The organism is Microbacterium sp. SS28 (genome assembly GCF_022761035.1).
In the GTDB taxonomy this organism is placed as follows: domain Bacteria; phylum Actinomycetota; class Actinomycetes; order Actinomycetales; family Microbacteriaceae; genus Microbacterium.
The window spans coordinates 75,623-101,386 of the sequence record NZ_JAKWJP010000001.1 but is presented as its reverse complement, the minus strand read 5'-3'; the positions used below and the strand labels follow the sequence as shown (position 1 = coordinate 101,386).

The window sequence follows — 25,764 nt, the reverse complement described above, 5'->3', positions numbered from 1 at the left end:
ACGACCTCACGAGCGTCCTGTCGTGCCATGGCAGACTGGACGAGGCCGCCCCGCGGGGCCGCCGGTCCGCCGTGGTGTAATGGCAGCACGACAGCCTTTGGAGCTGTTAGGTCTAGGTTCGAGTCCTGGCGGCGGAGCATGTCGAACACCGTCGCAGACCCTGGACTCGCCGTCATCGTCCTCGCCGCAGGGCAGGGCACGCGCATGAAGTCGTCGCTGCCGAAGGTGCTGCATCCCATCGGCGGCCGTCCCCTCGTGGGGCACGTCCTGCACACGGCGCTCGACCTCGGACCCGCGCGCGTGCTCGTCGTCGTCCGGCACGAGCGCGATCGCGTCGCCGCGGCCGTGCTCGCCGATGCGCCCGAGGTCGTCGTGGTCGATCAGGACGAGGTCCCCGGCACGGGGCGCGCCGTCGAGATCGCGCTCGCGCAGCTGCCCGACTTCACGGGCGACGTCCTCGTGCTGAGCGGCGACGTTCCCCTGCTCGACGTCGACACGCTCTCGAGCCTCATCCGCGCGCACCGCGAGTCGGCGGCAGCCGTCACGCTCATGAGCGCGATCCTCGACGACGCGAGCGGCTACGGCCGCATCATCCGCGACGGCGCCGGCGGCGTCTCGCGCATCGTCGAGCAGAAGGACGCGACCGCCGACGAGGCTGCCGTGACAGAGATCAACGCGGGCGTCTACGTCTTCCAGGCGTCGCCGCTGCGCACGCAGCTCGCTCGCGTCGGCACGGGCAACGCGCAGGGCGAGAAGTACCTGACGGATGTCGTGGGCCTGCTCCGCGGCGAAGATCTCGCGGTCTCGGCATCCATCGTCCGCGATGTCGCGCTGACCCTCGGCGTCAACGACCGCGTGCAGCTCGCCGAGGCGGGCAGGATCCTCAACGCCCGCACCGTCCGGCGCTGGCAGCTCGAGGGGGCGACGATCGTCGACCCCGCCACGACGTGGATCGACGTCGACGCGAAGCTCGCCCCCGACGTCACGGTGCTGCCGAACACGCACGTCCTGGGCGCGACGGTGGTCGAGTCCGGTGCGACGATCGGACCCGACACGAGCCTCGTCGACTGCGAAGTGGGGGAGGGGGCCACGGTCCGGCGCTCCGATGCGACGCTCGCCGTCATCGGCGCGGGAGCGACCGTCGGACCCTTCTCGTACCTGCGCCCCGGCACCGTGCTCGGCGCCCACGGCAAGATCGGCACCTTCGTCGAGACGAAGAACTCCACGATCGGCGAGGGCAGCAAGGTGCCGCATCTGTCGTACGTCGGCGACACGACGATCGGCCGCGGGGTCAACCTCGGCGCGGGCGCGATCACAGCGAACTACGACGATCTGACGAAGCACCGCACCGAGATCGGCGACGAGGTGCACACGGGCTCGCACAACGTCTTCGTCGCGCCGGTTAGGATCGGAGACGGTGCCAAAACCGGTGCCGGTGCCGTCATCCGCAAGGACGTCCCGGCCGGCGCGCTGGCATTGAGCGTCGCTCCTCAGCGAAATGTCGAGGGGTGGGTCGAGAAGAACCGACCGGGAACGGGAGCGGCCGACGTCGCCGCTCGTGCCCGGTCCGCACAGAAGGCGGACGATGGCACGCAAGAAGAAGACCGTTGAGCTCGACCGCGACAACGACATCGCACCGGGCCTCGTCGCCAAGACGAAGAAGCGGCTCGTCGTCGCATCCGGCCGATCGCACCCCACGCTGTCCGCGGACGTCGCGTCATCGCTCGGCACGCAGCTCGTGCCGACGGAGTACCGCACGTTCGCGTCGGGCGAGATCCTCACGCGCTTCGAGGTGTCGATCCGCGGCTGCGACTTCTTCCTGATCCAGAGCTTCGGCCCGCCCGTCAATGAGTGGCTCATGGAGACGCTCATCATGCTCGACGCGGCCAAGCGCGCGTCGGCGAAGCGGATCACGGTCGTCGCCCCCTACTACCCCTACTCGCGGCAGGACAAGAAGGGACGCGGGCGCGAGCCGATCAGCGCGCGTCTCGTCGCCGACCTGCTCAGGACGGCCGGCGCCGACCGCGTCATGAGCGTCGATCTGCACGCGGCGCAGATTCAGGGATTCTTCGACGGTCCCGTCGACCACCTCTTCGCCAAGCCCGTGCTCCTCGAGTACTTCGAGCGGACGCTGAGCACCGAGGACCGCGCGCGCCTCACGGTCGTCTCGCCCGACACGGGTCGCGTGCGGGTTGCCGACACGTGGTCGGACAGCCTCGGCGCGCCGCTCGCGATCATCCACAAGCGCCGCGACCCCAACGTCGCCAACCAGGTGACGGTCAACGAGATCGTCGGCCAGGTCGACGGCCGGGTGTGCCTCCTCGTGGACGACATGATCGACACGGGCGGCACGATCGTCAAGGCCGCTGAGGCGCTCAAGGCGAACGGGGCCGTCAAGGTCATCGTCGCGGCGACGCACCCCATCTTCAGCGACCCTGCCGCGGAGCGACTGCAGAGCGCCGCGATCGACGAGGTCGTGGTCACCGACACGATCCCGCTGCCCGAGGAGAAGCGCTTCCCGACCCTCACGGTGCTGCCGATCGCGCCGCTGCTGGCGAGGGCCATCCACGAGGTCTTCGAGGACGGCTCGGTCACGAGCATGTTCGACGGGGCCGCCTGACGGCAGCTGTCCGACGGGTCTGACGACGCGGCCCGCGACACGCCCGCGACTCGCGGAACGTGCCATAGCCTGACCCTGTCGAAGGGTTCGCCATGGCATCGCAGGTCACCGAGGCTCAACTGGTCGTCGCGCGTCCTTTCGCGCTCGACATCGACGAGGTCACGCGCGAACTGCGCGTCGATCGGTCGGGGCTCAGCTCGGACGACGCCGGCGCGCGCATCGCGCTCGTCGGACGCAACGAGCTGCCCGAGCCGAAGCGGAAGCCCGCGATCCTGCGGTTCCTCGCGCATTTCAACGACACGCTGATCTACATCCTGCTCGCGGCCGCCGTCATCAAGGCCCTCATGGGCGACTGGCTCGACTTCTGGGTCATCATGGCTGTCGCGATCATCAACTCGGTGATCGGCTACATCCAGGAGGGGCGGGCGGAGAAGGCGCTCGCCGGCATCCGCGGGATGCTGTCGGCCGACGCGAGCGCACGGCGCGACGGCGGCTGGGTCACGGTGCCGGCGGCCGAGCTCGTGCCGGGCGACGTCATCCGGCTCATGCCAGGCGACAAGGTCCCGGCAGACGTGCGGCTCTTCCAGGCCTTCCAGCTGCGTGTGGACGAGTCGGCGCTCACGGGCGAATCGGTCCCGTCGTCGAAGATCACCGAGCCCGTCGCCCCCGAGGCGGGCGTCGGCGATCGCACGTCGATGGCGTTCTCGGGCACGATCGTGTCGGCCGGGCAGGGCCGTGGGATCGTGACCGCGACGGGCATCATGACCGAGATCGGCAAGATCCAGAGCCTCGCCGACGAGGCGGGCTCGCTCGAGACCCCGCTCACGCGCCAGATGAACGACTTCGGCCGCATCCTCACGATCGTCATCCTCGGCATGGCGGCCATCATGCTGCTGATCGGCCGCTTCCTGCACCAGATGCCGTTCGACGAGCTCATCTCGGCGGCGATCGGCTTCGCCGTCGCGGCCATCCCCGAGGGGCTTCCGGCGCTCGTGACGATCACGCTCGCGCTCGGCGTGCAGCAGATGGCGCGCCAGAACGCGATCACCCGCAAGCTGCCTGCCGTCGAGGCACTCGGGTCGGTCACGACGGTGTGCTCCGACAAGACGGGGACGCTGACCAAGAACGAGATGACGGTCCGCCGAATCGTGACGCCGCTCGCCGAGTACGACGTGTCGGGCCTCGGCTACGACCCGACGGGCGACATCCGTCCCGTGCGCACCGCGTCCCCGGCGGACGACTCCGCGACGGCTTCGGCGCGGACCGGCACGGGCCGGCAGGGCGATCTGACAGCCGTGCTCGCCATCGCGGCGCTCTGCAACGACGCGCACATCGTGAAGGGCGACGGAGCCGCCGGTCAGGCGCCGTGGTCGCTCGTGGGGGAGCCGACGGAGGGCGCGCTCAAGGTCGTCTCGATGAAGGGGCGGCTCGATCCGGGCGGCTCGACACGGGTCGGCGTCATCCCCTTCGACTCCGCGAACAAGTTCATGGCGACCCTCAACCAGGGCGCCGACGGCTCTCGCGCGATCCTCGTCAAGGGAGCGCCGGATCGTCTCCTCGAACGCTCCCTCACGCAGCGCGGCGCGTCGGGCGCCGAGCCCCTCGACCACGCCCGCTGGGAGTCCGCGATCGACGAGCTGAGCTCGCAGGGCCTGCGCGTCCTCGCGGCGGCGCGCCGCCCCGTGCCCTCCGGCACCGACGGGCTCGTGATCGACGACCTGCGCGACCTCGAGTTCCTCGGTCTGTGGGGGATCGTGGACCCGCCTCGGCCCGAGGCGATCGACGCGATCGCCGACTGCCACCGCGCGGGCGTCGGGGTCAAGATGATCACGGGCGACCACGCGGGGACGGCGCTCGCGATCGCGCGCGAGATGGGGCTCGTCGAGGGCGACGACGTCCGCGTGCTGACCGGCGCCGAACTCGAGGCGCTGAGCCAGGAGCAGCTCAAGGAGGTCGTGCGCGACGTCGACGTGTACGCGCGGACGAGCCCCGAGCACAAGATCCGGATCGTGCGCGCCCTGCAGTCGCACGGCGAGGTCGTCGCGATGACGGGCGACGGCGTCAACGACGCGCCCGCCCTCACCCGGGCGAACGTCGGCATCGCGATGGGCATCAAGGGGACGGAGGCGACGAAGGAGGCGGCCGAGCTCGTCCTCGCCGACGACAACTTCGCCACGATCCGCAGTGCGATCGCCGAAGGGCGGCGCATCTACGACAATCTGCGCAAGTCGATCGTCTTCCTGCTGCCGACCAACGGCGCGCAGTCGCTCGTCATCCTCGTCGCCGTCGTGTTCGGCCTGACACTCCCGGTCACATCCGTGCAGGTCCTGTGGATCAACATGGTGACCGCCGTCACGCTCTCGCTGGCGCTCGCCTACGAGCCTGCCGAGCGGGGCATCATGACGCGCGCGCCCCGAAGGACGGGCGGGCCGATCATCGACGGACGCGAGCTCGCCTTCGTGCTGATCGTCTCGGTTGTCATCGCGGCGGCCACGATGGGGATCTTCTACGCGACAGTCGCGGGCGGGGCCGACCTCGCCTACGCGCGGACGCAGGCCGTCCTCATGCTCGCGCTCGGCCAGCTGGCCTTCCTCTTCAACTGCCGACTCATGTCGCGGTCGAGCATCACGCTCGACGTCTTCCGCGGCAACCGCATGATCTGGATCTCGGCGGCCGCGCTCATCGTGCTGCAGCTGCTGTTCACCTACGTGCCCGTCATGAACCTCCTGTTCGAATCCGCACCGATCTCGCCGGTCTCGTGGATCGCGCCGATCCTGCTCTCGCTGCTCATCTTCTTCGTCGTCGAGGTGCTCAAGGGCGTCTTTCGCCGACGGTGATCCATTCGCCTGCATTCATGGCGGGTTCATAGGCTGAACCGGCCGGGTGCCTGCGTCGTGTCCTTTAGCGTGGAATGAGACCCGCCGAGAGGCGATGCCGACCGCCGCGAGGCGCAGCCGAGAGGACCATCGTGATTTCGCCACACCCGCTTCGCGGGCACTCGATCCAGCGGATCCGCACGACCGCCCTACCCCGCCCGCTCCGCACGGGAGCCGCCCTCGTCGGCGTCGCCGGCATCATCGCCCTCGCCGGCTGCTCGGCCGCCGATTCGCCCTCGAGCGCCGACACGGGCGACACGGGATCCTCGACCACCGGCGGCACGACCGACACGGGGGCGTCCGCGACCTACACGAACGGCACCTACGAGGCCGAGGGCGCCTATCAGACACCCGAGTCAGTCGAGACGATCAGCGTCACCGTGACGCTCGAGGACGACATCATCACGGCCGTCGAGGTGACAGGCGACCCGAGCGCGCGCGAGTCCGAGGAGTACCAGGCGAAGTTCATCGGAGGCATCTCCGACGCCGTCGTCGGCCAGGACATCGACGAGATCTCGGTGAGCCGCGTCGCGGGCTCGTCGCTCACGAGCGGCGGATTCAACCAGGCGATCCAGCAGATCAAGTCCGAGGCCGCGGCCTGACCTCCGTGAGCGCCGACGCGCGCTCGGTGTGGCGGTTCGGGGCGATCGGCACCGTCTGGGCGATCGAGACGCCGCATGCGCTGCCCGCCCTCGCGCGCGACAGGGTCGAGGGCGTCATCGCCTCGTTCGACGCGGCGTGGTCGCGCTTCCGCCCCGATTCGGTCGTGTCCCGTCTGTCGCGCGAGGGCGGCGCCGTGCCCGCACCGCCCGATGCGACGGCGATGCTCGACGCGTACGCCGAGCTCTCATCGGCGACGGAGGGCGCCGTCAATCCGCTCGTCGGAGAGGCGCTGGCCAAGCGGGGGTACGACGCGGAGTACTCGTTCACCGACCGCGGCGCGATGCCCGCGCCCGCCGCATGGCGCGACCTGGTGACGTGGTCGCCCGAAGCGCTCGCTCTGAGTGAGCCCGCGCTGCTCGACGTCGGCGCGCTCGGCAAGGGCCGTCTCGTCGATCTCGTGGTCCAGGCGCTCGCGCCGTGGGCGCCTGCCGACCTCGTCGTCGACGCGGGCGGCGACCTCGCGGTGCGCGGAGCGACGCAGCGCATCGGGCTCGAGCATCCCTTCGACGCGCGTCGAGCGATCGGGGTCGTCGAGGTGACGGATGCCGCGCTCTGCGCGTCGGCGACGAACCGGCGCGCCTGGGGCGAGGGTCTGCATCACGTGCTGGACGCCCGCACGGGAGTCCCCGTGCGCACGATCGCCGCGACGTGGGCGATCGCCCCGACCGCGATGCGCGCCGACGCGATCGCGACGGCGCTCTTCTTCGACGGCGGCCCGCGCCTCGCCCACGAGTGGGGCGTCGAGTGGGTCCGCATGACGACCGACGGCCGCGTGGAGTGGTCTCCCGGCAGTAAGGCAGAGTTGTTCACGTGATCGGAACCCTCACAGCTCTCTGGACGCGCGTCTTCGCGGTGCTCGGGCGCGTCTCGATGTACCGTCTCGTCTTCCTGAGCCTCGTGACGCTCACCGGGATCGCCCTCATCGTGTCGATCGCCGGTCTGGTCGCCCCGGCGCCCTTCGAGCTCATCGCGACGGCGGCCGTGCTCGCGGTCGTCTGCGTGGGGACGGATGCCGCGGCCCAGCGCCTCCTGACCCTCCCGTGGCGCATCGAGTCGTCGCTCATCACGTCGAGCATCCTGCTGTTCGTCCTGCGCCCGACGCTCGACCCGGTCGCACTCGCCGGCATCGCGATCGCGGGGTTCGCGGCATCCGCCTCGAAGTACCTCCTCGCGTGGCGGGGGCGCCACATCTTCAACCCGGCCGCCGTCGGTGCGACGGTCCTGACCGTGCTGAGCATCTGGCTGCCGGGACTCGGCGCCTCGTCGTGGTGGGTCGGCACGCCCGTGCTCGCCGCCCCCGTCCTGATCCTCGGCCTGCTCGTGCTGCTGCGCACCGAGAAGGTGCGCGTCGTGACGCTGTTCCTCGTCATCGCCGTCGCCGTCTCCTTCGTGCGCGTCTCGGTCCAGTTCGGAGCGGCGGGGCTCGAGTTCGACTCATGGGACGTGTTCTGGCAGATCCTGTGGGCCTCGCCGTTCCTCTTCCTCGGGGCCTTCATGCTCTCGGAGCCCCTCACGCTCCCGCCGCGGCGCTGGCAGCAGTTCACCATCGCGGCCGTCGTCGGCGTGCTCGCGGGGTGGCCCATCCCGGTCGGCGAGATCACGCTCGGCCAGGAACGGGCGCTCCTCGTCGGCAACGCGGTGGCGTTCGTCTTCGCGTTCTCGCTGCGCTCCGCCGTCAAGCTCTCGCTCGTCTCCCGCGACGTGCTGACCCCGACAGTGACGCAGCTCACCTTCCGCACGCACAGCCGACTCACCTTCGTACCGGGACAGTACCTCGAGCTCGAAGTGCCGCACCGGCATCCCGATGCCCGCGGCACGCGTCGCGAATTCAGCATCGCGTCGGCGCCCGAGGACCTGCCCGAGCTCACCGTCGCATTCCGCGAGGCGGCCGGCCCCGGAGCGAAGCCGCAGTCGTCGTACAAGAAGGCCCTCGCCGAGGTGACCCCCGGCTCCGACCTCGCCGTGACCGGCGTGTGGGGCGACTTCGTGCTGCCCAAGCGCGCCTCGAGCCCCGTCCTCATGGTCGCCGCGGGCATCGGCGTCACGCCCTTCGCATCGCAGCTGCGCCACCAGCGGCTCGCGGACGAGGACCGCGACGTCGTGCTCGTCTACGTCGCCTCCGACTCCGCCGAGCTCGCGTATCGCGCCGAGATCGAGGCATCCGGGATCCCCGTCGTCGTCTTCACGCGCGACCGGCCCGCCGATCTTCCGCGGCACTGGGTATGGGCGCGGGGCGTGCGCCTCGACGCCGACGGCCTGCTGCAGGTCGTGCCCGACATCGCGTCGCGCCACGCCTACGTCTCGGGCCCTCCCGGTCTGATCGCCGAGCTCGCCCCCGCCCTCGAGCGCGCCCGCTCGATCACGACTGACGCGTTCTCGGGCTACTGACCCGGCCGGGCCTTCCGGCCGCCCCATCGGCGCGGTTCAGGATGACGCCGAGGCGGCTCGTCTGCGGCGATCTGCGGGTTGCTCGGCGTCGCACTCACCATCTGCCGCCGGGGAGTGGCGCGCGACTTCCAGCGGAGGCGGCTCGTCTGCCACGATGTGCGGGTTGCTCTGCGTCGCACCCACCATCTGCCGCCGGGGAGTGGCGCGCGACTTCCAGCCGAGGCGACTGTCTGCGGCGATGTGCGGGTCGCTACGCGCTGCGCTCACCATCTGCCGCCGGGGAAACGGGGGCTGAAGGACCGTGGAGTCAGGATGCGGCGGGGTCGGCTGGCCGCGCCGGCAGGCGCACCTCGAACGTCGTGTCGCCGGGCTCGCTCGCTACCGAGATCGTGCCGCCGTGGGCCGAGACGATCGCCTTCGCGATCGAGAGCCCCAGTCCCGTGCCGCCGGTCTTGCGCGCCCGCGAGCGGTCCGCACGCGAGAAGCGCTCGAACAGCTCGTCGCGCACGACGGGATCGACGCCGGGGCCGTCGTCGTGCACCCGCAAGACGGCGTCGCCGCCCGCGCGCGCGACGCTCACCGTGACCGTCGTACCCGGGGGAGTGTGCGTGCGGGCGTTCGCGAGCAGGTTCGCCGCGACCTGGTGCAGCCGTCCGGAGTCGCCGGCGATGACGACGGGCTCCTCGCCGACCTCGAGCACCCAGTCGTGTTCGGGACCGGCCGGTCGTGCGTCGTCGACGGCCTCGATCGCGAGGCGCGTGAGGTCGACGGTCCCGTAGACGAGCTCCTGGCCCTCGTCGAGCCGCGCGAGCAGCAGGAGGTCCTCGACGAGTCTCGTCATGCGCAGCGACTGCGCCTGGATGCGGTCGAGGGACTGGGTCGTCGTCTCCACGGTGCCCGCATCAGGGGCACCGGATGCCTCGGCCCGCCGCATCGCCTTGAGCGAGAGCTCGGAGTATCCGCGGATCGACGCGAGCGGCGTGCGCAGCTCGTGGCTCGCGTCGGCGACGAAGCGTCGCATCCGCTCTTCATTTCGCTGGCGCTCGTCGAGCGACGCGTCGACGTGGTCGAGGAGCGTGTTGAGCGCATGGCCCACGCGCCCGATCTCGGTGCGCTCGTCGGCTTCGGCTTCGGGGACGCGCTCGTCGATCGAGACGGACCCCTCGGCCATCGGGAGCGCCGCAACGCGCGTCGCGGTGTCGGCGACGGCGCGCAGGGGGCGAAGGCCCGCGCGAACGATGAGGATGATCGCGCCGCCGATGAGTATGAGACCGGCCGCCGTCACGATGAGCACGGCCGTGATGATCTGTGCGAGCGTCGTCTGCACATCGCTCAGCGGAAGGCCGACGACGCCGACGTACGACTGCAGCTGGTACGCGTAGACACGGTACTCGCCGAGACCGTCGATCTTGATCGAGGTGAGACCCGGGTGCTTGATCTCATCGAGCACCTGCTCGACCTGCGCGGTCGTCAGCTCGGTGACGGTGCCGTCCGACTCGACGACGGCGCCCGAGGCCGCTCCGTCGAAGGGGCTCACGACGAAGAGGGTGCCCTGCTGCCGCACTTCGCTCAGCACGTCGGCCGCCGTGACGTCGCGCCCGTTCGCGATCGGTCCCGCCATCCGCGCGTGCGTCGAGGCGGTGACGTTCGCGGTCTCCTGCACCTTTGCGTCGAGGTTCTCCTGCAGGATCTGCCCGAGGAACGCGCTGATCGCGATCGCGATGCCGACCAGGATCAGCGCGACGATGCCCGTGATCGTGACCATGAGCCGGGTCTGCAGGCTCCAGGGGCGCCGCCCCCGGCGAGGCGGTGCCGCGACGGACGGCGAGGTGGTCACTGCGGCGCTTTGATCATGTAGCCGACGCCGCGCACCGTGTGGATGAGCGGCTCGCGGCCCTGGTCGATCTTCTTGCGGAGGTACGAGATGTACAGCTCGACGACGCTCGAGCGTCCGCCGAAGTCGTAGTTCCACACGCGGTCGAGGATCTGGGCCTTCGACACGACGCGGCGCTGATTGCGCATGAGGTAGCGCAGCAGCTCGAACTCGGTCGCGGTCAGCTCGATCTGCTCGCCGCCGCGCTCGATCTCGTGGCTGTCCTCGTTGAGCGACAGGTCGCCGACATGCAGGATCGGCTCGGCGTCGCTCGCGAGAGCCGTGCCGGCGCGGCGCATGAGGCCGCGCAGCCGGGCGACGACCTCTTCGAGGCTGAACGGCTTCGTGACGTAGTCGTCGCCTCCGGCGGTGAGCCCCGCGACGCGATCGCTCACACCGTCCTTCGCCGTCAGGAAGAGCACGGGAACGTCGTTGCCGGACTGCCGCAGCCGTTGCAGCACGGCCATGCCGTCGAGGTCGGGCATCATGATGTCGAGCACGACGGCATCCGGGTCGAAGTCCCGCGCGCCCTGGAGCGCCTGGAATCCGGATGCCGCGGTGCGAACCTCCCAGCCCTCCATGCGCAGAGCCATCGAGAGCAGGTCGGTGAGCATCTGCTCGTCGTCGACGACCAGGACGCGCAGCGCCGATCCGTCGGGCCGGCGCAGAGCGGGAGTGGGTCCTGTCATGGTCATGCCGCCATCCTGAGCCGCTTTCCTATGCGGTTCCTATGCCGAAGCCTATGCGTCGTCTGTGAAACTGCGCGAGGGATTTCGACCGCACCGCGGGTCATACCCCGCTCATAGGCTGCACAGAACCCCCGCATCGATCGCGTTCGTAGCTTCGGTCCCGACGGCCGGCCCCCTGCCTGCCGAGAGGAGACCCATGTACTGGACGTATCTGCGGCGGGAGCTGACGGGCCGCAAGAAGCAGACGATCATCGTCGCGACGGGACTCGCGATCGCGATCGCGCTCGTCATCATCGTCAACGCGCTGTCGGCGGGGGTGCGCGACGCGCAGGCCCAGGCACTCGAGTCCGTGTACGGGGTCGGCACCGACCTCACCGTCACGGGAGCGATGGCGCAGCCCGGCGAGGGCGGCGGGGGCCGCTTCGAGTTCGGCCAGGACGACGGCGCGACGACCGACGACGGGACGACGAGCCTCAGCCAGTCGCGCCTCATGGCGGACTTCATGCGCGGGACGCTCGACGCGTCGACCGTCGACACCGTCGCGGGGGTCGACGGCGTGGCCGCGGCATCCGGAGCCCTCTCGCTCACGAACACGACGTTCGACGGCGAGCTTCCGCAGCGTCCGACGGACGACGGCACGGCCCAGCAGCAGCAGCCCCCGCAGGGCGGCGATCAGCAGGGCGGCCAGGGCGGCTTCGGCGGCGGCTCGTTCGACGTCGACGCCTTCACGGTGCTCGGCATCGACGCCTCCAATGCCGAGGTGGGCCCGCTGTCTGCAGTCTCGGTCGTCGACGGCCGCGCCCTCGATGCCGACGACGCGGGCGAGTTCGTCGCGGTGCTCGATGAGACGTACGCGACCTCGAGCGACCTCGCAGTGGGCGACACGATCGACGTCGGCGGCACCGACATGGAGGTCGTGGGCATCATCGCCTCGACGACGAGCGCCGCCGACACCGCGTCGAACGTCTATATCCCGCTGGATGTCGCGCAGGACCTCTCCGGCGTCGGCGACGTCGTGTCGACCGTGTACGTGCAGGCCGAATCCGCGGGAGACATCGCGGCGGTGCAGTCCGCCATCGCGGAAGAGCTCCCCGACGCGACAGTGAGCTCGCAGTCCGACCTCGCCTCGACGGTCTCGGGATCGCTCTCGAGCGCGACGTCGCTCATCACGAACCTCGGCACGTGGCTGTCGATCCTCGTGCTCGCGGTGGCCGTCGTGCTCGCCGTGCTCTTCACCATCTCGGGAGTCTCGCGCCGCACGCGCGAGTTCGGCACGCTCAAGGCGATCGGCTGGTCCAACGGCCGTGTCGTGGGCCAGGTCGCGGGCGAGTCGGTCGTGCAGGGCCTCATCGGCGGGGCGATCGGCCTCGTCATCGGGCTCGCGGGCGTCCTCGCGATCAACATCATCCAGCCCACGATCTCGTCGGCACCCGCGACGCAGGAGGGCTTCGGCGGGCCCGGAGGCCAGGGCGGTCCCGGACTCATGCAGCAGCTCGGCTCCACGACCGCCGACATCGTGCTGACCGCCCCCGTGACGGCGTGGGTCATCGTCGCGGCCGTCGGACTCGCCATCGCGGGCGGCCTCATCGCCGGCGCCTTCGGCGGCTGGCGTGCCGCGCGGCTGAGCCCCGCAGAAGCACTGCGCTCGGTGGCATGAGGCATCCCGTGGATCGCACGTTCGAAACAGATCCCGCCCAGACAGGAGCACAAGCCATGACCATGATCGACACCGCGCCCGAGGCGGGCCCCGCCCTGCCCGCCGCGCCCATCTACCGACTCACGGGCGTCACCCGCACCTACGAGCAGAAGGGGCGCGTCGTCAAGGCGCTCACGGGGGTCGACCTCGAGATCGCGGCGGGCGACTTCGTGACGATCCAGGGGCCGACGGGCGGCGGCAAGTCGACGCTCCTGCAGCTGCTGGGGGCGCTCGATCGGCCGTCGACGGGCTCGGTGGTCATCGGCGAGACGGATGCCGCGACTGCGTCGAACGCCGAGCTCGGGCGGCTGCGCGCCGAGGAGATCGGGTTCGTCTTCCAGGGATTCAACCTCATCCCCACCCTGACGGCGCACGAGAACGTCGACATGGCGCTCGAGCCGCTCGGCCTGTCGAAGGCGGAGCGCGCCGAGCGCGTCGCCGAGGCGCTCGCGCACGTCGGCCTCGCCGATCGCGGCGACCACCGCCCGGGGGAGCTCTCGGGCGGGCAGCAGCAGCGCGTCGCGATCGCGCGGGCGATCGTCAAGCGGCCGCGCGTGCTGCTCGCGGACGAGCCGACGGGCAACCTCGACGAGAGCATGCGGGACGAGATCCTGACGGTGCTCGAGGCGCTGGGCGCCGAGGGGCTGACGCTCATCGTCGTGACGCACGACTCGGCCGTCGCCCGCCGTGCGCGTCGACGCCTGCGCCTCGAGAAGGGCACCGTGCGCGACATCACTCGCGCCTGATCCGCCCACCCCCGCGAGACTTCACCTGTGGCACCCCGCGACGGCGTGGCGCGTCCGGAGGTGAAGTCTCGCGGGGCGTTCACGACCGTCGCGCGGCGCGTCGGGGCTGAGCCCCACGGAGCGTTAAGGTGAGTCCGTGGCGGTGATCGATGCGGGCGTATACGTCGCGGGGCGGCGGGTCGGCGGAAGATCCGGGGCCGCGGATGCGGTCCGCGCGTCGCGCGCACAGGGCGGGATCGCGTGGGTCTCGCTCAGCCGCCCGCGACCCGAAGAGATGCGGGAGCTCGCCGAGCTGCTCGACCTCGACCCGCTGGCCGTGCGCGACAGTCTCAAGGGCCACCAGCGCAGCAAGCTCGAGCGCTACGGCGATCTGCTCTTCGTCGTCCTTCAGCCCGCACGCTACTTCGACGACCGCGAGACTGTCGAGTGCTCGGAGGTCGACCTGTTCATCGGCCCCGACTACGTCCTGACGGTCGACAGCGACGACCGCATCGACGACGAGCTCGTGCGAGAGAAGCTGGAGCGGCATCCCGAACTGCTCGTCAACGGACCGATCGCGGTGCTGTGGGCCATGATGGAGCACATTCTGCGCGAGTACGGGCCCGTGCTCGCGGGTGTCGAGAACGACATCGACGAGATCGAGGATGAGCTCTTCTCGCACGACGAGGGCGTCTCGCGGCGCATCTTCAAGCTGCAGCGCGAGGTGATCGATCTGCAGCACGCGACCTCGCCGCTTCCCGAGATGCTCGTGCGCGTGCAGGCCGACCTCGCCCGCGGGGACGGCGGTCGCACGGCGCCGGCCTTCCATGAGGTCGAGGACTCGGCGCGTCATGTCACGGATCGCGTCGACGCCTTCCGGCACACGCTCGAATCGGCGCTCGGGGTGCACGCGACGCTCGTCGAGCAGGCCAACAACGACGCGATGCGGCGCATGACGGAGTTCAGCATCACGCAGAACGACCAGGTCAAGAAGGTGTCGTCGTGGGCCGCGATCCTCTTCGCCCCGACCCTCGTCGGCACGATCTACGGGATGAACTTCGACTACATGCCCGAGCTCGCCTGGCCGTGGGGCTACCCGATGGCGCTGACGCTCATGGCCGCCACGAGCACGTCGCTCTACTTCGTCTTCAAGCGACGCGGGTGGCTGTAGCCGGCTCCTGCTCGAGCGCAGACGACAGGTCGCCCAGCGATATCGAGAAGACGCGGATGCGGGAGTCCCCGACGCCGACGGGGATCCACAGGGTGTCTCGGTGGACGATGCCTCCGCACGAGTAGACGACGCGCGGCACGTAGCCCTTGACCATCTCGCCTTCGGGTCGCAGGAGAGGCGTCCGCGTACGGCGGATGACCCTCGAGGGGTCGTCCAGGTCGAGCAGGACGGCGCCGAGCGCGTACGTGCGCAGAGGACCGACACCGTGCGTGAGAACGAGCCACCCCTCGGGCGTCTCGATCGGCGAACCGCAGTTGCCGAGCTGGATGAGCTCCCACGGCTCGCGCGGAGCGCAGACCGCTCCGAGGTCCGTCCACACGAGGCCGTCCTCGGACGACGCGAGCGAGATCTCCTCGCCCCCGACGCGCGTCAGCGCGAGGTGTCGGCCGCCGATGAGACGCGGGAAGAGCGCCATGCCTTTGTTGTGCGCGCCCGTGCCGCTCAGCCGGTGGAAGGCGAACTCCGCGAGATCGGGGGAGGTGAGCAGCCGCGGCGCGATGTTCCGTCCGTCGTACGCCGTGTAGGTGGCCCGGTAGGTCACGACACCGTCCTCGTCGGTGAAGCGCACGAATCGCGCATCCTCGACGCCGCGGTCCTCTTCCGGAGTCACGGGCATGAGGGTGCGCGCCGAGAGCGGGGATGCCGGGGGGAAGGTGGCGGAGTAGGCGGACAGGCAGATCTCACGCAGCCGCTGGAGCGGGCCGACGCTGCTCGGTCGCATCGCGAGCGTGTACGGGAGCCCCGCGATCGCGATCTCCATGTCGCCATGGTGGAAGCGCTCGGGCAGTGCCGCGAGCACTGCGTGCGCGATGTCGCCCATGCCAGCGCCGTCGCCGTCGGCGACGACATGGGCGAAATGCGAACGCGTCCACTGTCCCTCGGCGACTCTCGGCCGCAGGAGCGGCTGGGCGCGATCGCCGAAGGTCCACGTGCTGTCGGCGCCGATCACGGCGTCGGCGAACCCGATCGACGAGATGTGGCCCTCCCCGATGCAGCGGAGCGAGACGGCGACGCGCAACTCGTCGGCTCCGAGGCCCTCCTGGGAGGGGTGCACGACAGTGCTGGGATTGCACAGGGCGGCACCCTCCACCGCGAAATCCGCCGTGAAGACGGAGCCGACGACGAGCTGCTGGTCGCGGCTCAGCGTCGTGCCGTCCGCGCGCCCGTCCACGACCGCCTCCGCGTGCGCGATGAGCGTCGCCGGGACATCCCCGTGGTGGGACGAGAACTCGGCGACGGCCTGCTGCGCCGTCGCGGCGAGTTCGTCCGCAGACAGCGCGAGCACGCGCTCGACGATGCTCTCGGTGCGGGCCTCCGACGAGGCAGGGTCCTCGCCGGGGAGGAAGAGGCGCGTCACGACGCGACTGCGATCGTGCTCGAGCACGGCGTCGTGCGCCGTGAGGCTCATCGGACCGCCGCCGCGACGACGCCCAGGCGCCGCGCCTGCTGGAACGTGCTGAGCATCGCGAGCGTCGATTCGGCGCCCCGGTTCTCGTTCCGGCCGTCGCGCGTCAGGCCGTCGAACCCCGCCCCGGTGTCGGGATCGTAGAGAGGGATGCCGGTGTCGTTGTCGCCCTCGAACCAGGCCCACGCCATCGCGACGCCTGCGCGCCATTCGTCGTCCGCCGTGAGGTCGAACGCGCGAGCGCAGGCGTCGGCGATCGCCGCGACCTCGATCGGCTGCTGATCGAACTGGACGTCGACCTCGCCGGGCCCGCGGCCGTGCGTCCCGGTCACCGAGAGATGGCCGTCGCGAGTCTCGACGTCGAGCAGGAACTTCAGCATCCCGAGTCCGCGATCCACGACCTCAGCATCCTCCAAACCCTCGCCCGCCGCGAGCAGCGACTCGGGCAGGACGGCATTCGCGTACTGCAGACGCGGCTCGGGCCAGGGCCATGCGGCATCGAGCGGGGGCCGGATCATGTCCGCTGCCCTGCGCAGCAGATCGCGCGCCGCCGCATCGCCGGGCCGGATCGCCAGGACTTCGCCCGCACCGAGTGCCGCGAAGGCCGCCGACCGCGTGTGGACCGGACGGACGGATGCCGCACGGTGGAACACCGCGAGCGCCCGCGTCGCGTCGGCGGCTGCCGGGATGCCGGCGAAGGCGACCCCCAGCGACCAGACCGCCCGGCCCCACCAGTCGCCGGTGCCGGGCGCGTCCGTGAATCGCCCCGCCGGGGACATGCGGTTGTGGACCCGTCCGCTCGGTGCCACAGCGCGGTCGATGAACGCGAGGCACAGGGAGGTCAGCCCGGTCAGCTCCGGATCGTGCTGCGGGTCGCGTGCGAGGACGACGAGCGCGCGAGCGACGTCGTCGACGCAGTAGCCGTGCTCACGACGCGGCGCATCCAGAAGCGCGTGCTCGAAGACACCGCGCTCGTCGGTCATCGCCCGAAGGTGTGCGAAGACGGGTCGAGCACCCCACGCAGTCATGCCGCACGTGTCGACATTGCCGACTTCACGAGGCGGCGGTACCCGTCGGCGACGACCGGCCACGACGAGCCCGAGGCGTCGCGGGCGGCGGCTCGGCGCATCCGCTGTGCGGCGGCATCCGATTCGAGGATCGTGCCGACCGCCTCCGCGATCGATGCCGGGTCGCCGTGCGCCGCGATGATTCCCGCGCCGCCGCTCAGGAGCTCCCTCGCGTGCGGGAAGTCCGTCGCCACGACCGGGATGCCGGCGGCGACGGCCTCGGCGAGCACTCCCGACGTCGCCTGCTCGGTGGACTCGTACGGCAGGAGGACGACGTCCGCGGTCCCCACCAGGCCGTCGAGCTCGCTCGCATCGAGGTAGCGTCCGTCGAGCGCGACGCGATGCTCCAGGCCGAGTTCGCGGATGACCGCCCCGAGGTGCTCGCGGTACGCCTCGCCCTCGGCGGCGCGCACCTTGGGGTGCGTCTGCCCCGCGACGACGTATTCGACGTCGAGGTGGCGCAGGCGATCCATCGCCCGGATGCCCCACTCGATCCCCTTGCCGCGCGAGATGAGACCCCACGTGAGGACCCGTCTCTTCGCGGCGTGCGAGCGTACGCCACCCGGCGTGTGCAGCGCGGCGACACCGTGCGGGATGACGACGACCTTGTCCGGCGCGACGCGATACGTCGCGAGGAGAACGTCGCGGGCGCTCCGGGTCATGACGACGACGGATTGCGCTCTCGCGCACACGTCCTCGAGGACCGTCCGCTGGTGCGGCGACGGCGCCGGCAGAACGGTGTGCAGCACGACGATCACGGGGACGCCGAGCATCCCGAGGAGCGTCACGACCTCGTCGCCGTCGCGCCCGCCGTAGATGCCGTACTCGTGCTGGACGATCGCGACATCGCACCCGTCCAGCGCCGCCGCGGCTCTTCGCATGCTGGCGGCGTCGCCGGGGATCAGCTCGGCGTCGGCGATTTCGCTCCGACGGCCGGCCGCGAGGCCGAGCGGACCATCGAGCGCTCGTACGATGACGGCGGTGTCGCCGCCGCGCTCCGTGAGCGCCCTCTCGAGCGATTGTGTGAAGGTTGCGAGGCCGCACTTCGTGGGCGGGTAGGTGGACAGCATGCCGTATCGGGTCATCAGGCCTTCTTCGTTCGTGCGAGGGTCTCGCCATCAGGAGTCCGGCGTCCGGGAGGTCAGGACCCCGGGGTCGCAAGTAGAACACGGAATGGCGGGAGCTCATCGACCCTTGACAAACGACGGGTCATCCAGGAGCAGGCGATACACCCGCAGGTAGTCGTCGACCATCCGGTCGACGCCGAAGCGCTCGCGGGCGCGTGCTCGCACGATGCGCCGGTCGAGTCCGAGGGCGAGCGGGATCGCGGCGATCGCCTCCTCCCGGCCGTCCACGACGAACCCCGTGACCCTGTCGTCGATCACTTCCGGCATCGATCCGCGTCGGTAGGCGACGACGGGCGTGCCGCACGCCATCGCCTCGACGACGGACAGGCCGAACGGCTCGTCGAAGCCGATGGGATGCAGCAGTGCCGCGGCGGCTCCGAGCACCGCGGTCCGCTCCGCCGGGCCCACGGATCCGCGGTACACGACGCGCTCACCGTCGATGTGCGGCTCGACTTGCTCAGCGAAGTAGGCCGCATCCTGCACGATTCCGCAGATGACGAGCCGGCGGCCGGCCCCGGCCGCGATCGCGATCGCCTCGGCCGTGCCCTTGTCGGGATGTATGCGTCCGAACGCGACGAGGTCGTCGCCCGCGCGCGGCGACCCGTCGAACTCCGCGAAGTCGATGCCGTGGTGCACCGTGGCGATGTACGCGAGGTCGGGGGAGCGGTCGGAGTCCGAGATGGACACGAGCGCGGAGCGAGCGTGCGCGTAGGCGGGGAGGATGCCGGCGCCCGAGAATCCGTGGATCGTCGTGACCATCGGCGCCCGCCAGGACGCGTCGAAGGCGAGCGGCAGCCAGTCGAGCTGGTTGTGGACGAGGTCGAACTCGGCGGAGCGCGCGAGTGCGTGGGCGACGTGCAGCGCCTCCCAGACGCGCCCGTCCATCGTGTCGTCCTCCGCGTAGCCGTGCGGGGCGACCGCGTCGAGCCGCGCCGAGGTGACCGAGTCCGCCGTCGCGAAGAGCGTCACGTCGATGCCGCGCCGCACGAGCCCCTCCGTGAGGAGGCTCGTGACCCGCTCCCACGGCCCGTAGTGCACGGGGGGTGTGCGCCATGCGATCGGGCCGAGCATCGCTATCCGCATCGCGCCCTCTTTCGTCGGCTTTCTCGGTTGCCGACTCCGACACGGTAGTGCGCGCGGGTGGGCGTGGCCATGCGCTTGACAGGCGCCCCCTTCGGAGCGCTGTCTCGTCGGGGACCCGTCGACGGTGTCGGCGCCCCGCGATATTGTGCGGCGCATGGATATCGCACCTCTGCGCACCGTCGTGTCCGGCGCCGTCCTCGCCATCGAGGACGAGGGATGGGATGCCGCGCGCGCGTCCCACGCGGGTCTCGGCAGCCCCGAGGTCATCGTCCGGGTCGCATCGATCGACGACGTCAGTGAGGCCGTGCGCTTCATCGCGGCCTCGAAGCGGGTCGCCGTCGTGCGCGCCGGCGGGCACAGCGCGTGGTGCACGCTCGATGACGGCGTGCTCATCGATCTCACGGCGCTCGACGCCGTCGAGGTCGTCGACGACCCGGAGGGCGGGGCACTGGTCCGCATCGGCGGGGGAGCCCGATGGGGCGATGTCGCCCGCGTCCTCGCGAAGCACGGTCTCGGCATCAGCTCAGGTGACACCGCTTCCGTCGGGGTCGGCGGACTGACGCTCGGGGGCGGGATCGGCTGGATGGTGCGGGCGTGGGGCCTCGCGGTCGATCAGCTGGTCGGCGCGCAGCTCGTGACGGCCGAGGGCGAGGTCGTCGAGGTCTCCGAGACGTCGCATCCCGACCTCTTCTGGGCGATTCGGGGCGGCGGCGGCAACTTCGGCATCGTGACGCGCTTCGACTTCCATGCGCACGACCTCCCGGGCGTCGTCTTCGCGACGCTCGGGGTCTCGGGTGACTCCCGCCCCGTCCTCGGTGCTCTGCGGGACCTCCTCGCCGACGCGCCGCGTGCGCTCACGGTGAGCTTCATGGACGTCCCGGCGATGGACCCGAGCGCGCCCGCGGGCGCCACTATCACGGCGTGCTGGATCGGCGAGGACGAAGGGGAGCTTCGGGGTGTGCTCGCTCCGCTCCTCACGCTCGAGGGGGTCTCCGAGATCGACCTCGGTGCGCGCGCGTATCCCGACATCCTCATGGACGCCCCGATGCCCGATCCTGAGCAGCCCCTCCCCGGCTTCGTCGGGGGCAACACCCTCGTCGAGACCCTCGACGACGGGTTCATCGACGGACTCGCCTCATTCCGCGAGAGCACCGAGGCGTCCGTCATCTTCCTCCGTTCGCTCGGCGGCGCCTTCGGCGATGTCCCGCAGGACGCGACGCCGTTCCCCGCGCGCGGCGCGACGTGGTTCGCGATGGCGGGCGGCTTCGACATCCCGGGGCTCGTCGACGATGCCGAGCGCGCTCGGCTGCAGTCGGCGTGGGGCGCGCTCGAAGCCCACGGCGCCGGCGTCTACGGCAACTTCACGACGACGACCGATCCCGCCTTCGCCGCGCGCATGTTCCCGCCGCAGACCATGGCGCGCCTCGCCGCGATCAAGGCGCAGTGGGATCCGCGCAATCTCTTCGCACGCAACCACAACGTGGCCCCTGAATAGGCGCTCGACGTCTCGAAAGGCGGGCTGCCCCCTCGATCACCCACGCGTGAACGGCGCCGGACGCACGAACGGCCGCGCATGAGCGCGGCCGTTCGTGGCGATCCGGCTCGAGGCCGGAGGCGTCAGTGCGTGTCTTCGGCCTCGATCTCGGTGCGGTCGCCCGACCACAGCGTGTGGAAGGTGCCTTCCTTGTCGATGCGCTTGTAGGTGTGCGCGCCGAAGAAGTCGCGCTGACCCTGGATGAGCGCGGCGGGCAGGCGCTCGGCGCGCAGACCGTCGTAGTACGACAGCGACGACGAGAACGCGGGAGCGGGGATGCCGGCACCCGCGGCCGTCGACACGATCCGGCGCCACGCGCCCTGCGCGCGGTCGAGCGCCTCGACGAAGTACGGGGCGGTGAGCAGGACCGCGAGGCCGGGCTCGGCGTTGTACGCGTCGGCGATGCGGTTGAGGAACTGCGCGCGGATGATGCAGCCCGCGCGCCAGATCTTCGAGACCGCTCCGAGGTCGATCGTCCAGCCGTACTGGGCGGCACCCGCGCGGATCTCGTCGAAGCCCTGCGAATACGCGACGATCTTCGAGGCGAACAGCGCGAGGCGCACGTCCTCGATGAACGCGTCGGCGTCCTCGATGGTGAGCGCCTCGCTCGGGCCGGGCAGGCCGCCCGAGATCGCGCGCTGCTCGGGGTGGCTCGAGAGCGACCGTGCGAAGGTGGCCTCGGCGATGCCCGAGACGGGCACACCGAGGTCGAGCGCCGTCTGCACGGTCCATGCGCCGGTGCCCTTGGCGCCGGCCTGGTCGAGGATGACGTCCACGAGCGGCTTGCCGGTCTCGGCGTCGACCTGGCGAAGCACCTCGGCGGTGATCTCGATGAGGTACGACTCGAGTTCGCCCGCGTTCCACTCGGCGAACACGTCGGCGATCTCGGCGGGGCTCTTGCCGGTGCCGCGGCGCAGCAGGTCGTAGGCCTCGGCGATGAGCTGCATGTCGGCGTACTCGATGCCGTTGTGCACCATCTTGACGAAGTGGCCCGCACCATCGTGGCCGACGTGCGTGACGCACGGCTCACCCTCGGCGACGGCCGCGATCGACTTCAGGATCGGCCCGAGCGTGACCCACGACTCGTCCGAGCCGCCGGGCATGATCGACGGGCCGTTGAGCGCGCCCTCCTCGCCGCCCGAGATGCCGGCGCCGACGAAGTTGATACCCGTGTCGCGCACGGCCTTCTCGCGGCGGATCGTGTCGGTGAACAGGGCGTTGCCGCCGTCCACGATGATGTCGCCGGGCTCGAAGACCTCGACGAGCGAGTCGATGACGGCGTCGGTCGGGCGTCCCGCCTTGACCATGATGATCGCCGTGCGGGGCTTGCTGAGGTTCGCCGCGAACTCCTCGTACGAGAACGCCGGGACGAACTCGGCCTCGGGGTGCGCCTCGAGCAGCTCGTCGGTCTTCGAGCGCGACCGGTTGTACACGGCGACGTTGTTGCCCTCGCGGCTCGCGAGGTTGCGGGCGAGGTTCGAGCCCATGACCGCGAGGCCGACGACGCCGATGTTCGCGGCGGCCGTGGCCGCACCTGCAGGGCCCGTCGGGGTCGGCGCGGGGCGCTCGACCTCTTCGGGGCGCGGCGCGCCTTCGTGCGCGACGGTCGCCTGGTCGGGCGCCTGCTCCTGATCTGTGGAGATCTTCGTCTGGACGGCCGGGTCGGTGTTCGAAGTGGTCTCAGACACACGTGCTCCTTGAGTGAAAAGCGCAGGGGTTGACATCAAGCCTAGAGTCTGGCGCAACGGTGTTACGCCGGAGGTGCGGGATGCTCACGGCGCGGGGCGCGCCATTGTGAGGTCGCGGTCACGGGAGTCGCTCCGCGATGAAGCGCCGTGTCACCGCGATGTCGCGGTCGCCGAGTCCCGCCGCGACCAGTTCGTCGAAGGCCGCACGGACGGCTGGCAGCACGACCGCGTGCGTCTGCGTCTCGACCGCGACATCCGTCGCGAAGCCCAGATCCTTGACCATGTAGCGCGCGACGCCGCTCGGCGAGTCGTCGCCGTCGACGAGCTTGGCGCGACGGCTGTCGAGCAGGTTCGAGCCCGCGTAGCCGCCGCCGAGCAGCGTCCACAGGGCGCCGGGGTCGATCCCGGATCGCTCGGCGAGCACCGTCGCCTCTCCGAGCGCGAGGATCGTCGAGGCGACGATGAGCTGATTGCACGCCTTCGCCACCTCGCCGGCGCCGAGGGGGCCGAGGTGCACGGGGCTCCCGCACGCCGCGAGCAGCGTGGCAGCGAGACCCGCATCGGCGGCATCCCCGCCCAGCATGATCGAGAGCGTTCCCGCCGTCGCGCCGTCGACGCCGCCGGAGACGGGGGAGTCGACCACCCGGATGCGGCCTGCCGACGCCTCGCGGAGCCGCGCGGCCAGCGCGCGGACGCCCGTCGGAGAGGAGGTCGATCCGATCATGATGAGCAGGGGCCGATCCGCGGCCAGCAGGCCGTCGGGGCCGTGCAGGATCGCTTCGAGCTCAGGAAGGTCGGGGAGCATCACGAGGACGGCATCGACCTGGTGCGCGAGTTCGCGTGCCGTCTCGGCCCACGTCGCCCCCGCGTCGATGAGACCCTCGTGACGGCGTCGGCCGTGCACGACGAGTCGCTCCCGCGCGGCGACGAGGCGCCGCGCCATGGGCTCGCCCATCGCTCCCAGTCCGATGACGCCGAGGGTGACGCCCTCGGCAGGACCGGTCTCTTCATCTTCGAAGTCCGTCGAATCGGTGCTCATGGCAGGATCGTACTGCAGATCCAGTCGGTAGGACAGTGTTCAACCGGCTGAACTCGCGCTAGACTCGAGACATCGTTGACCCCGAGGAAGGGATCCGGATGATCGACTCAGTGAAGACCGAAGTCTCGGTGGGCACGCTCCGCGTCGCGGTCGCCGTGCCGTTGCGCGAAGAGCTCTGCGCGCTGATCGAGCGACTCGAGCCTCGCGTCGAGGTGATCCGCGATCACTCGCTCCTGCGCCCCATGCGCGGCCCCGCGGACTGGTCGGGCGACCCCGGCTTCGTCCGCACGCCGCAGCAGCAGGCCGAGTTCGACGCACTCGTGGATTCGGCGGACGCCCTGTTCGGCATCCCGGATGTCGACCCCTCCGCCCTCGCGCGCACGGTCGCCGCGAATCCGCGCCTGCGCTGGGTCATGACGACGGCGGCGGGAGGCGGCAGCCAGATCAAGGCGGCCGGGCTGGACCGCGAGGCGCTCGACCGCATCGTCTTCACGACGAGCGCGGGAGTGCACGGCGGTCCCCTGGCGGAGTTCGCGGTCTTCGGGGTCCTCGCGGGCGCGAAGGGACTGCCTCGCCTGCTGCACGACCAGCGCGAGGGTGCGTGGCCCGAGCGATGGGAGATGCGTCAGCTCGACGAGCTCACGGTGCTCGTCGTCGGACTCGGCGGCATCGGCGCCGAGTGCGCGCGGCGCTTCAGCGCGCTCGGCGCGCGGGTGTGGGGCACGAGTCGCTCGGGAGAGCCCGTCGACGGCGTCGACAGACTCATCCCGCTCGACGAGCTCGAGTCGGCTGTCGCCGAGGCTGATGCGATCGTCGTGACGCTGCCCGGCACCGAGCAGACGCACCATCTCATCGGTGAGCGCGTGCTGGGCGCGGTCAAGCCGGGCGCGATCTTCGCGAGCGTCGGACGGGGGACTGTCGTCGACGAGACGGCGCTCCTCGCCGCCCTCGACGACGGGCGCGTGTCGTTCGCCGCGCTCGACGTCTTCGAGGTCGAGCCGCTGCCGCGGGAGTCGCGGCTCTGGTCGCACCCGAGCGTCCTCGTGAGCCCCCACACGGCCGCCTTGAACAGCAAGGAGGAGGAGCGGATCGCGCGGCGATTCGCCGAGTCGGCGACACGGCTCCTCGATGGCCGCCCGCTTCGGAGCATGGTCGATACGGTCGAGTTCTACTGAGGCCGCGCGGGTCTGCGCGGCTCCCGATGGAGGAGTGCGCGCGATGACCGACGAACAGGATGACCGACTCGGGCGGGACCCCGCGCCCGCCGTGACGCGCAGCATCCGTCTTCTCGACCTGCTCGCGCAGGCGCGCGAGCCCATGACGCTCACGGAGCTCGCGACGGCGCTCGGGCTCGCGAAGTCCTCGACGGCGAATCTCTGCCTCGCCCTCGAGGCGTCCGACATGATCGAGCGCGTCGCGCTCGGGTTCCGTCTGGGCCGGCGCACGGCCGAGCTCGGAGGCGCGTTCGCGGCGCAGTTCCAGCAGGTCCGCGAGTTCTATTCCGTGTGCGACGCCTCATCGGTCCTCCGCCGCGAGCTCGTGCAGGTCGCGATGCTCGACGGCACGGATGCTCTCTACCTCGCGCGGCACGAGGGCGGCGCCCGCGTGCGCCTCGGCACGCCGCTCGGATCGCGGCTGCCGGCCGCGCTCTCGGCGACGGGGCGAGCGCTGCTCATGGGGTTCGACGACGAGACGGTGACGGCCCTGCTCGCGGGGCACGAGCCGTTCCCCAAGCTCACCGATCGGTCGCCCACCGACATCCCGGCGCTCCTCGAACGTCTCGCACAGGCCCGCGAGCGCGGCTGGACGCTCGACGCGGAGGAGTCCTACGCGGGGATCGTCGGCGTCGCCGTGCCGCTCGACCCGTGGGCGCCCGGCGACCCGCGACTCGCCCTCGGCGTCGGGATGTCGGCCGCCGAGGCGGACGACACGCACGTCGAGCGCGTCGCGACCGCGCTCCTCGAGGCGGCCGAAGCGCTCACGAACCCGTTCAGTGCCGCGGCCCGGAAGGGTGCTCGCTAGATCTTCTGTTCAACATATTGAACTCGGGCCATCAGGTT

At 70.9% G+C, this 25,764-nt stretch carries 20 protein-coding genes and 1 tRNA gene; 13 read left to right on the top strand and 8 right to left on the bottom strand.

What is annotated here, in order from left to right; genetic code table 11:
• Window positions 1-65 precede the first annotated feature (65 nt).
• From MJ607_RS00480 to MJ607_RS00450, 7 genes are all read left to right on the top strand, one after another.
• Window positions 66-137 (top strand) — tRNA-Gln (locus MJ607_RS00480).
• Window position 138: 1 nt separating this feature from the next.
• Window positions 139-1,611 (top strand): bifunctional UDP-N-acetylglucosamine diphosphorylase/glucosamine-1-phosphate N-acetyltransferase GlmU, encoded by a 1,473-nt coding sequence (glmU, locus tag MJ607_RS00475; protein WP_243073587.1) that lies wholly within the window; start codon window positions 139-141, stop codon window positions 1,609-1,611.
• Window positions 1,586-2,620 carry a ribose-phosphate diphosphokinase gene (locus tag MJ607_RS00470; RefSeq protein ID WP_243073586.1) on the top strand — a complete coding sequence of 345 codons (1,035 nt, stop codon included), beginning with the start codon at window positions 1,586-1,588 and terminating at the stop codon, window positions 2,618-2,620. Before glmU ends, MJ607_RS00470 begins: the two co-directional genes overlap by 26 nt.
• A 92-nt stretch (window positions 2,621-2,712) precedes the next feature.
• Window positions 2,713-5,457, top strand: coding sequence for an HAD-IC family P-type ATPase (locus MJ607_RS00465; protein ID WP_243073585.1), 2,745 nt, complete (start codon window positions 2,713-2,715; stop codon window positions 5,455-5,457).
• A 131-nt stretch (window positions 5,458-5,588) separates the two neighbouring features.
• Complete coding sequence (locus tag MJ607_RS00460; RefSeq protein ID WP_243073584.1) at window positions 5,589-6,098, top strand: FMN-binding protein; 510 nt, start codon at window positions 5,589-5,591, stop codon at window positions 6,096-6,098.
• Entirely contained in the window at window positions 6,095-6,973 is an 879-nt protein-coding gene (locus MJ607_RS00455; protein WP_243074488.1) for an FAD:protein FMN transferase, read from the top strand. Before MJ607_RS00460 ends, MJ607_RS00455 begins: the two co-directional genes overlap by 4 nt.
• The gene (locus MJ607_RS00450; protein WP_243073583.1) at window positions 6,970-8,547 is read left to right on the top strand and encodes an FAD-dependent oxidoreductase; all 1,578 of its coding nucleotides are present in this window, start codon (window positions 6,970-6,972) and stop codon (window positions 8,545-8,547) included. The genes MJ607_RS00455 and MJ607_RS00450 overlap by 4 nt, the downstream gene beginning before the upstream one ends.
• Before the next feature lie 307 nt (window positions 8,548-8,854).
• On the opposite strand, the gene MJ607_RS00445 is transcribed toward MJ607_RS00450, so the two are convergent.
• Window positions 8,855-10,384: a HAMP domain-containing sensor histidine kinase gene (locus MJ607_RS00445; RefSeq protein ID WP_308193780.1), complete on the bottom strand. Its 1,530-nt coding sequence runs from the start codon at window positions 10,382-10,384 to the stop codon at window positions 8,855-8,857.
• Window positions 10,381-11,109, bottom strand: coding sequence for a response regulator transcription factor (locus MJ607_RS00440; protein ID WP_279234316.1), 729 nt, complete (start codon window positions 11,107-11,109; stop codon window positions 10,381-10,383). Before MJ607_RS00440 ends, MJ607_RS00445 begins: the two co-directional genes overlap by 4 nt.
• 196 nt (window positions 11,110-11,305) lie before the next feature.
• On the opposite strand from MJ607_RS00440, the gene MJ607_RS00435 reads away from it, so the two are divergent.
• From MJ607_RS00435 to MJ607_RS00425, 3 genes are all read left to right on the top strand, one after another.
• Window positions 11,306-12,766 carry an ABC transporter permease gene (locus MJ607_RS00435; RefSeq protein ID WP_243073582.1) on the top strand — a complete coding sequence of 487 codons (1,461 nt, stop codon included), beginning with the start codon at window positions 11,306-11,308 and terminating at the stop codon, window positions 12,764-12,766.
• 56 nt (window positions 12,767-12,822) lie between these two features.
• Window positions 12,823-13,551 (top strand): ABC transporter ATP-binding protein, encoded by a 729-nt coding sequence (locus tag MJ607_RS00430; protein ID WP_243073581.1) that lies wholly within the window; start codon window positions 12,823-12,825, stop codon window positions 13,549-13,551.
• 136 nt (window positions 13,552-13,687) lie between these two features.
• Complete coding sequence (locus MJ607_RS00425; protein ID WP_243073580.1) at window positions 13,688-14,701, top strand: magnesium and cobalt transport protein CorA; 1,014 nt, start codon at window positions 13,688-13,690, stop codon at window positions 14,699-14,701.
• Here MJ607_RS00425 and MJ607_RS00420 read toward each other — a convergent pair.
• From MJ607_RS00420 to MJ607_RS00405, 4 genes are all read right to left on the bottom strand, one after another.
• Window positions 14,679-16,169 (bottom strand): glycosylase, encoded by a 1,491-nt coding sequence (locus MJ607_RS00420; RefSeq protein ID WP_243073579.1) that lies wholly within the window; start codon window positions 16,167-16,169, stop codon window positions 14,679-14,681. The two genes, MJ607_RS00425 and MJ607_RS00420, sit on opposite strands and share 23 nt — an antisense overlap.
• Window positions 16,166-17,149, bottom strand: coding sequence for a glycosyltransferase (locus MJ607_RS00415; protein ID WP_243073578.1), 984 nt, complete (start codon window positions 17,147-17,149; stop codon window positions 16,166-16,168). Before MJ607_RS00415 ends, MJ607_RS00420 begins: the two co-directional genes overlap by 4 nt.
• A gap of 41 nt (window positions 17,150-17,190) precedes the next feature.
• The gene (locus MJ607_RS00410; protein ID WP_243073577.1) at window positions 17,191-18,318 is read right to left on the bottom strand and encodes a glycosyltransferase; all 1,128 of its coding nucleotides are present in this window, start codon (window positions 18,316-18,318) and stop codon (window positions 17,191-17,193) included.
• 99 nt (window positions 18,319-18,417) lie between these two features.
• Entirely contained in the window at window positions 18,418-19,431 is a 1,014-nt protein-coding gene (locus MJ607_RS00405) for a glycosyltransferase family 4 protein (protein ID WP_243073576.1), read from the bottom strand.
• Window positions 19,432-19,597: 166 nt separating this feature from the next.
• Between MJ607_RS00405 and MJ607_RS00400 the strand changes: the two genes are divergently transcribed.
• Entirely contained in the window at window positions 19,598-20,938 is a 1,341-nt protein-coding gene (locus MJ607_RS00400; protein WP_243073575.1) for an FAD-binding oxidoreductase, read from the top strand.
• A gap of 122 nt (window positions 20,939-21,060) precedes the next feature.
• Here MJ607_RS00400 and gndA read toward each other — a convergent pair whose 3' ends face one another.
• Together gndA and MJ607_RS00390 are read right to left on the bottom strand one after the other, a co-directional pair.
• Window positions 21,061-22,488: an NADP-dependent phosphogluconate dehydrogenase gene (gene gndA, locus MJ607_RS00395; RefSeq protein ID WP_374238028.1), complete on the bottom strand. Its 1,428-nt coding sequence runs from the start codon at window positions 22,486-22,488 to the stop codon at window positions 21,061-21,063.
• A 295-nt stretch (window positions 22,489-22,783) separates the two neighbouring features.
• Window positions 22,784-23,704: an NAD(P)-dependent oxidoreductase gene (locus MJ607_RS00390; protein WP_243073574.1), complete on the bottom strand. Its 921-nt coding sequence runs from the start codon at window positions 23,702-23,704 to the stop codon at window positions 22,784-22,786.
• A gap of 98 nt (window positions 23,705-23,802) precedes the next feature.
• Between MJ607_RS00390 and MJ607_RS00385 the strand changes: the two genes are divergently transcribed.
• Together MJ607_RS00385 and MJ607_RS00380 are read left to right on the top strand one after the other, a co-directional pair.
• On the top strand, window positions 23,803-24,879 hold the full coding sequence (locus MJ607_RS00385) for a D-2-hydroxyacid dehydrogenase (RefSeq protein WP_243073573.1): 1,077 nt from the start codon (window positions 23,803-23,805) through the stop codon (window positions 24,877-24,879).
• 43 nt (window positions 24,880-24,922) lie between these two features.
• Window positions 24,923-25,726, top strand: a complete 804-nt coding sequence (locus MJ607_RS00380) for an IclR family transcriptional regulator (RefSeq protein ID WP_243073572.1) — start codon at window positions 24,923-24,925, stop codon at window positions 25,724-25,726.
• Window positions 25,727-25,764 lie beyond the last annotated feature (38 nt).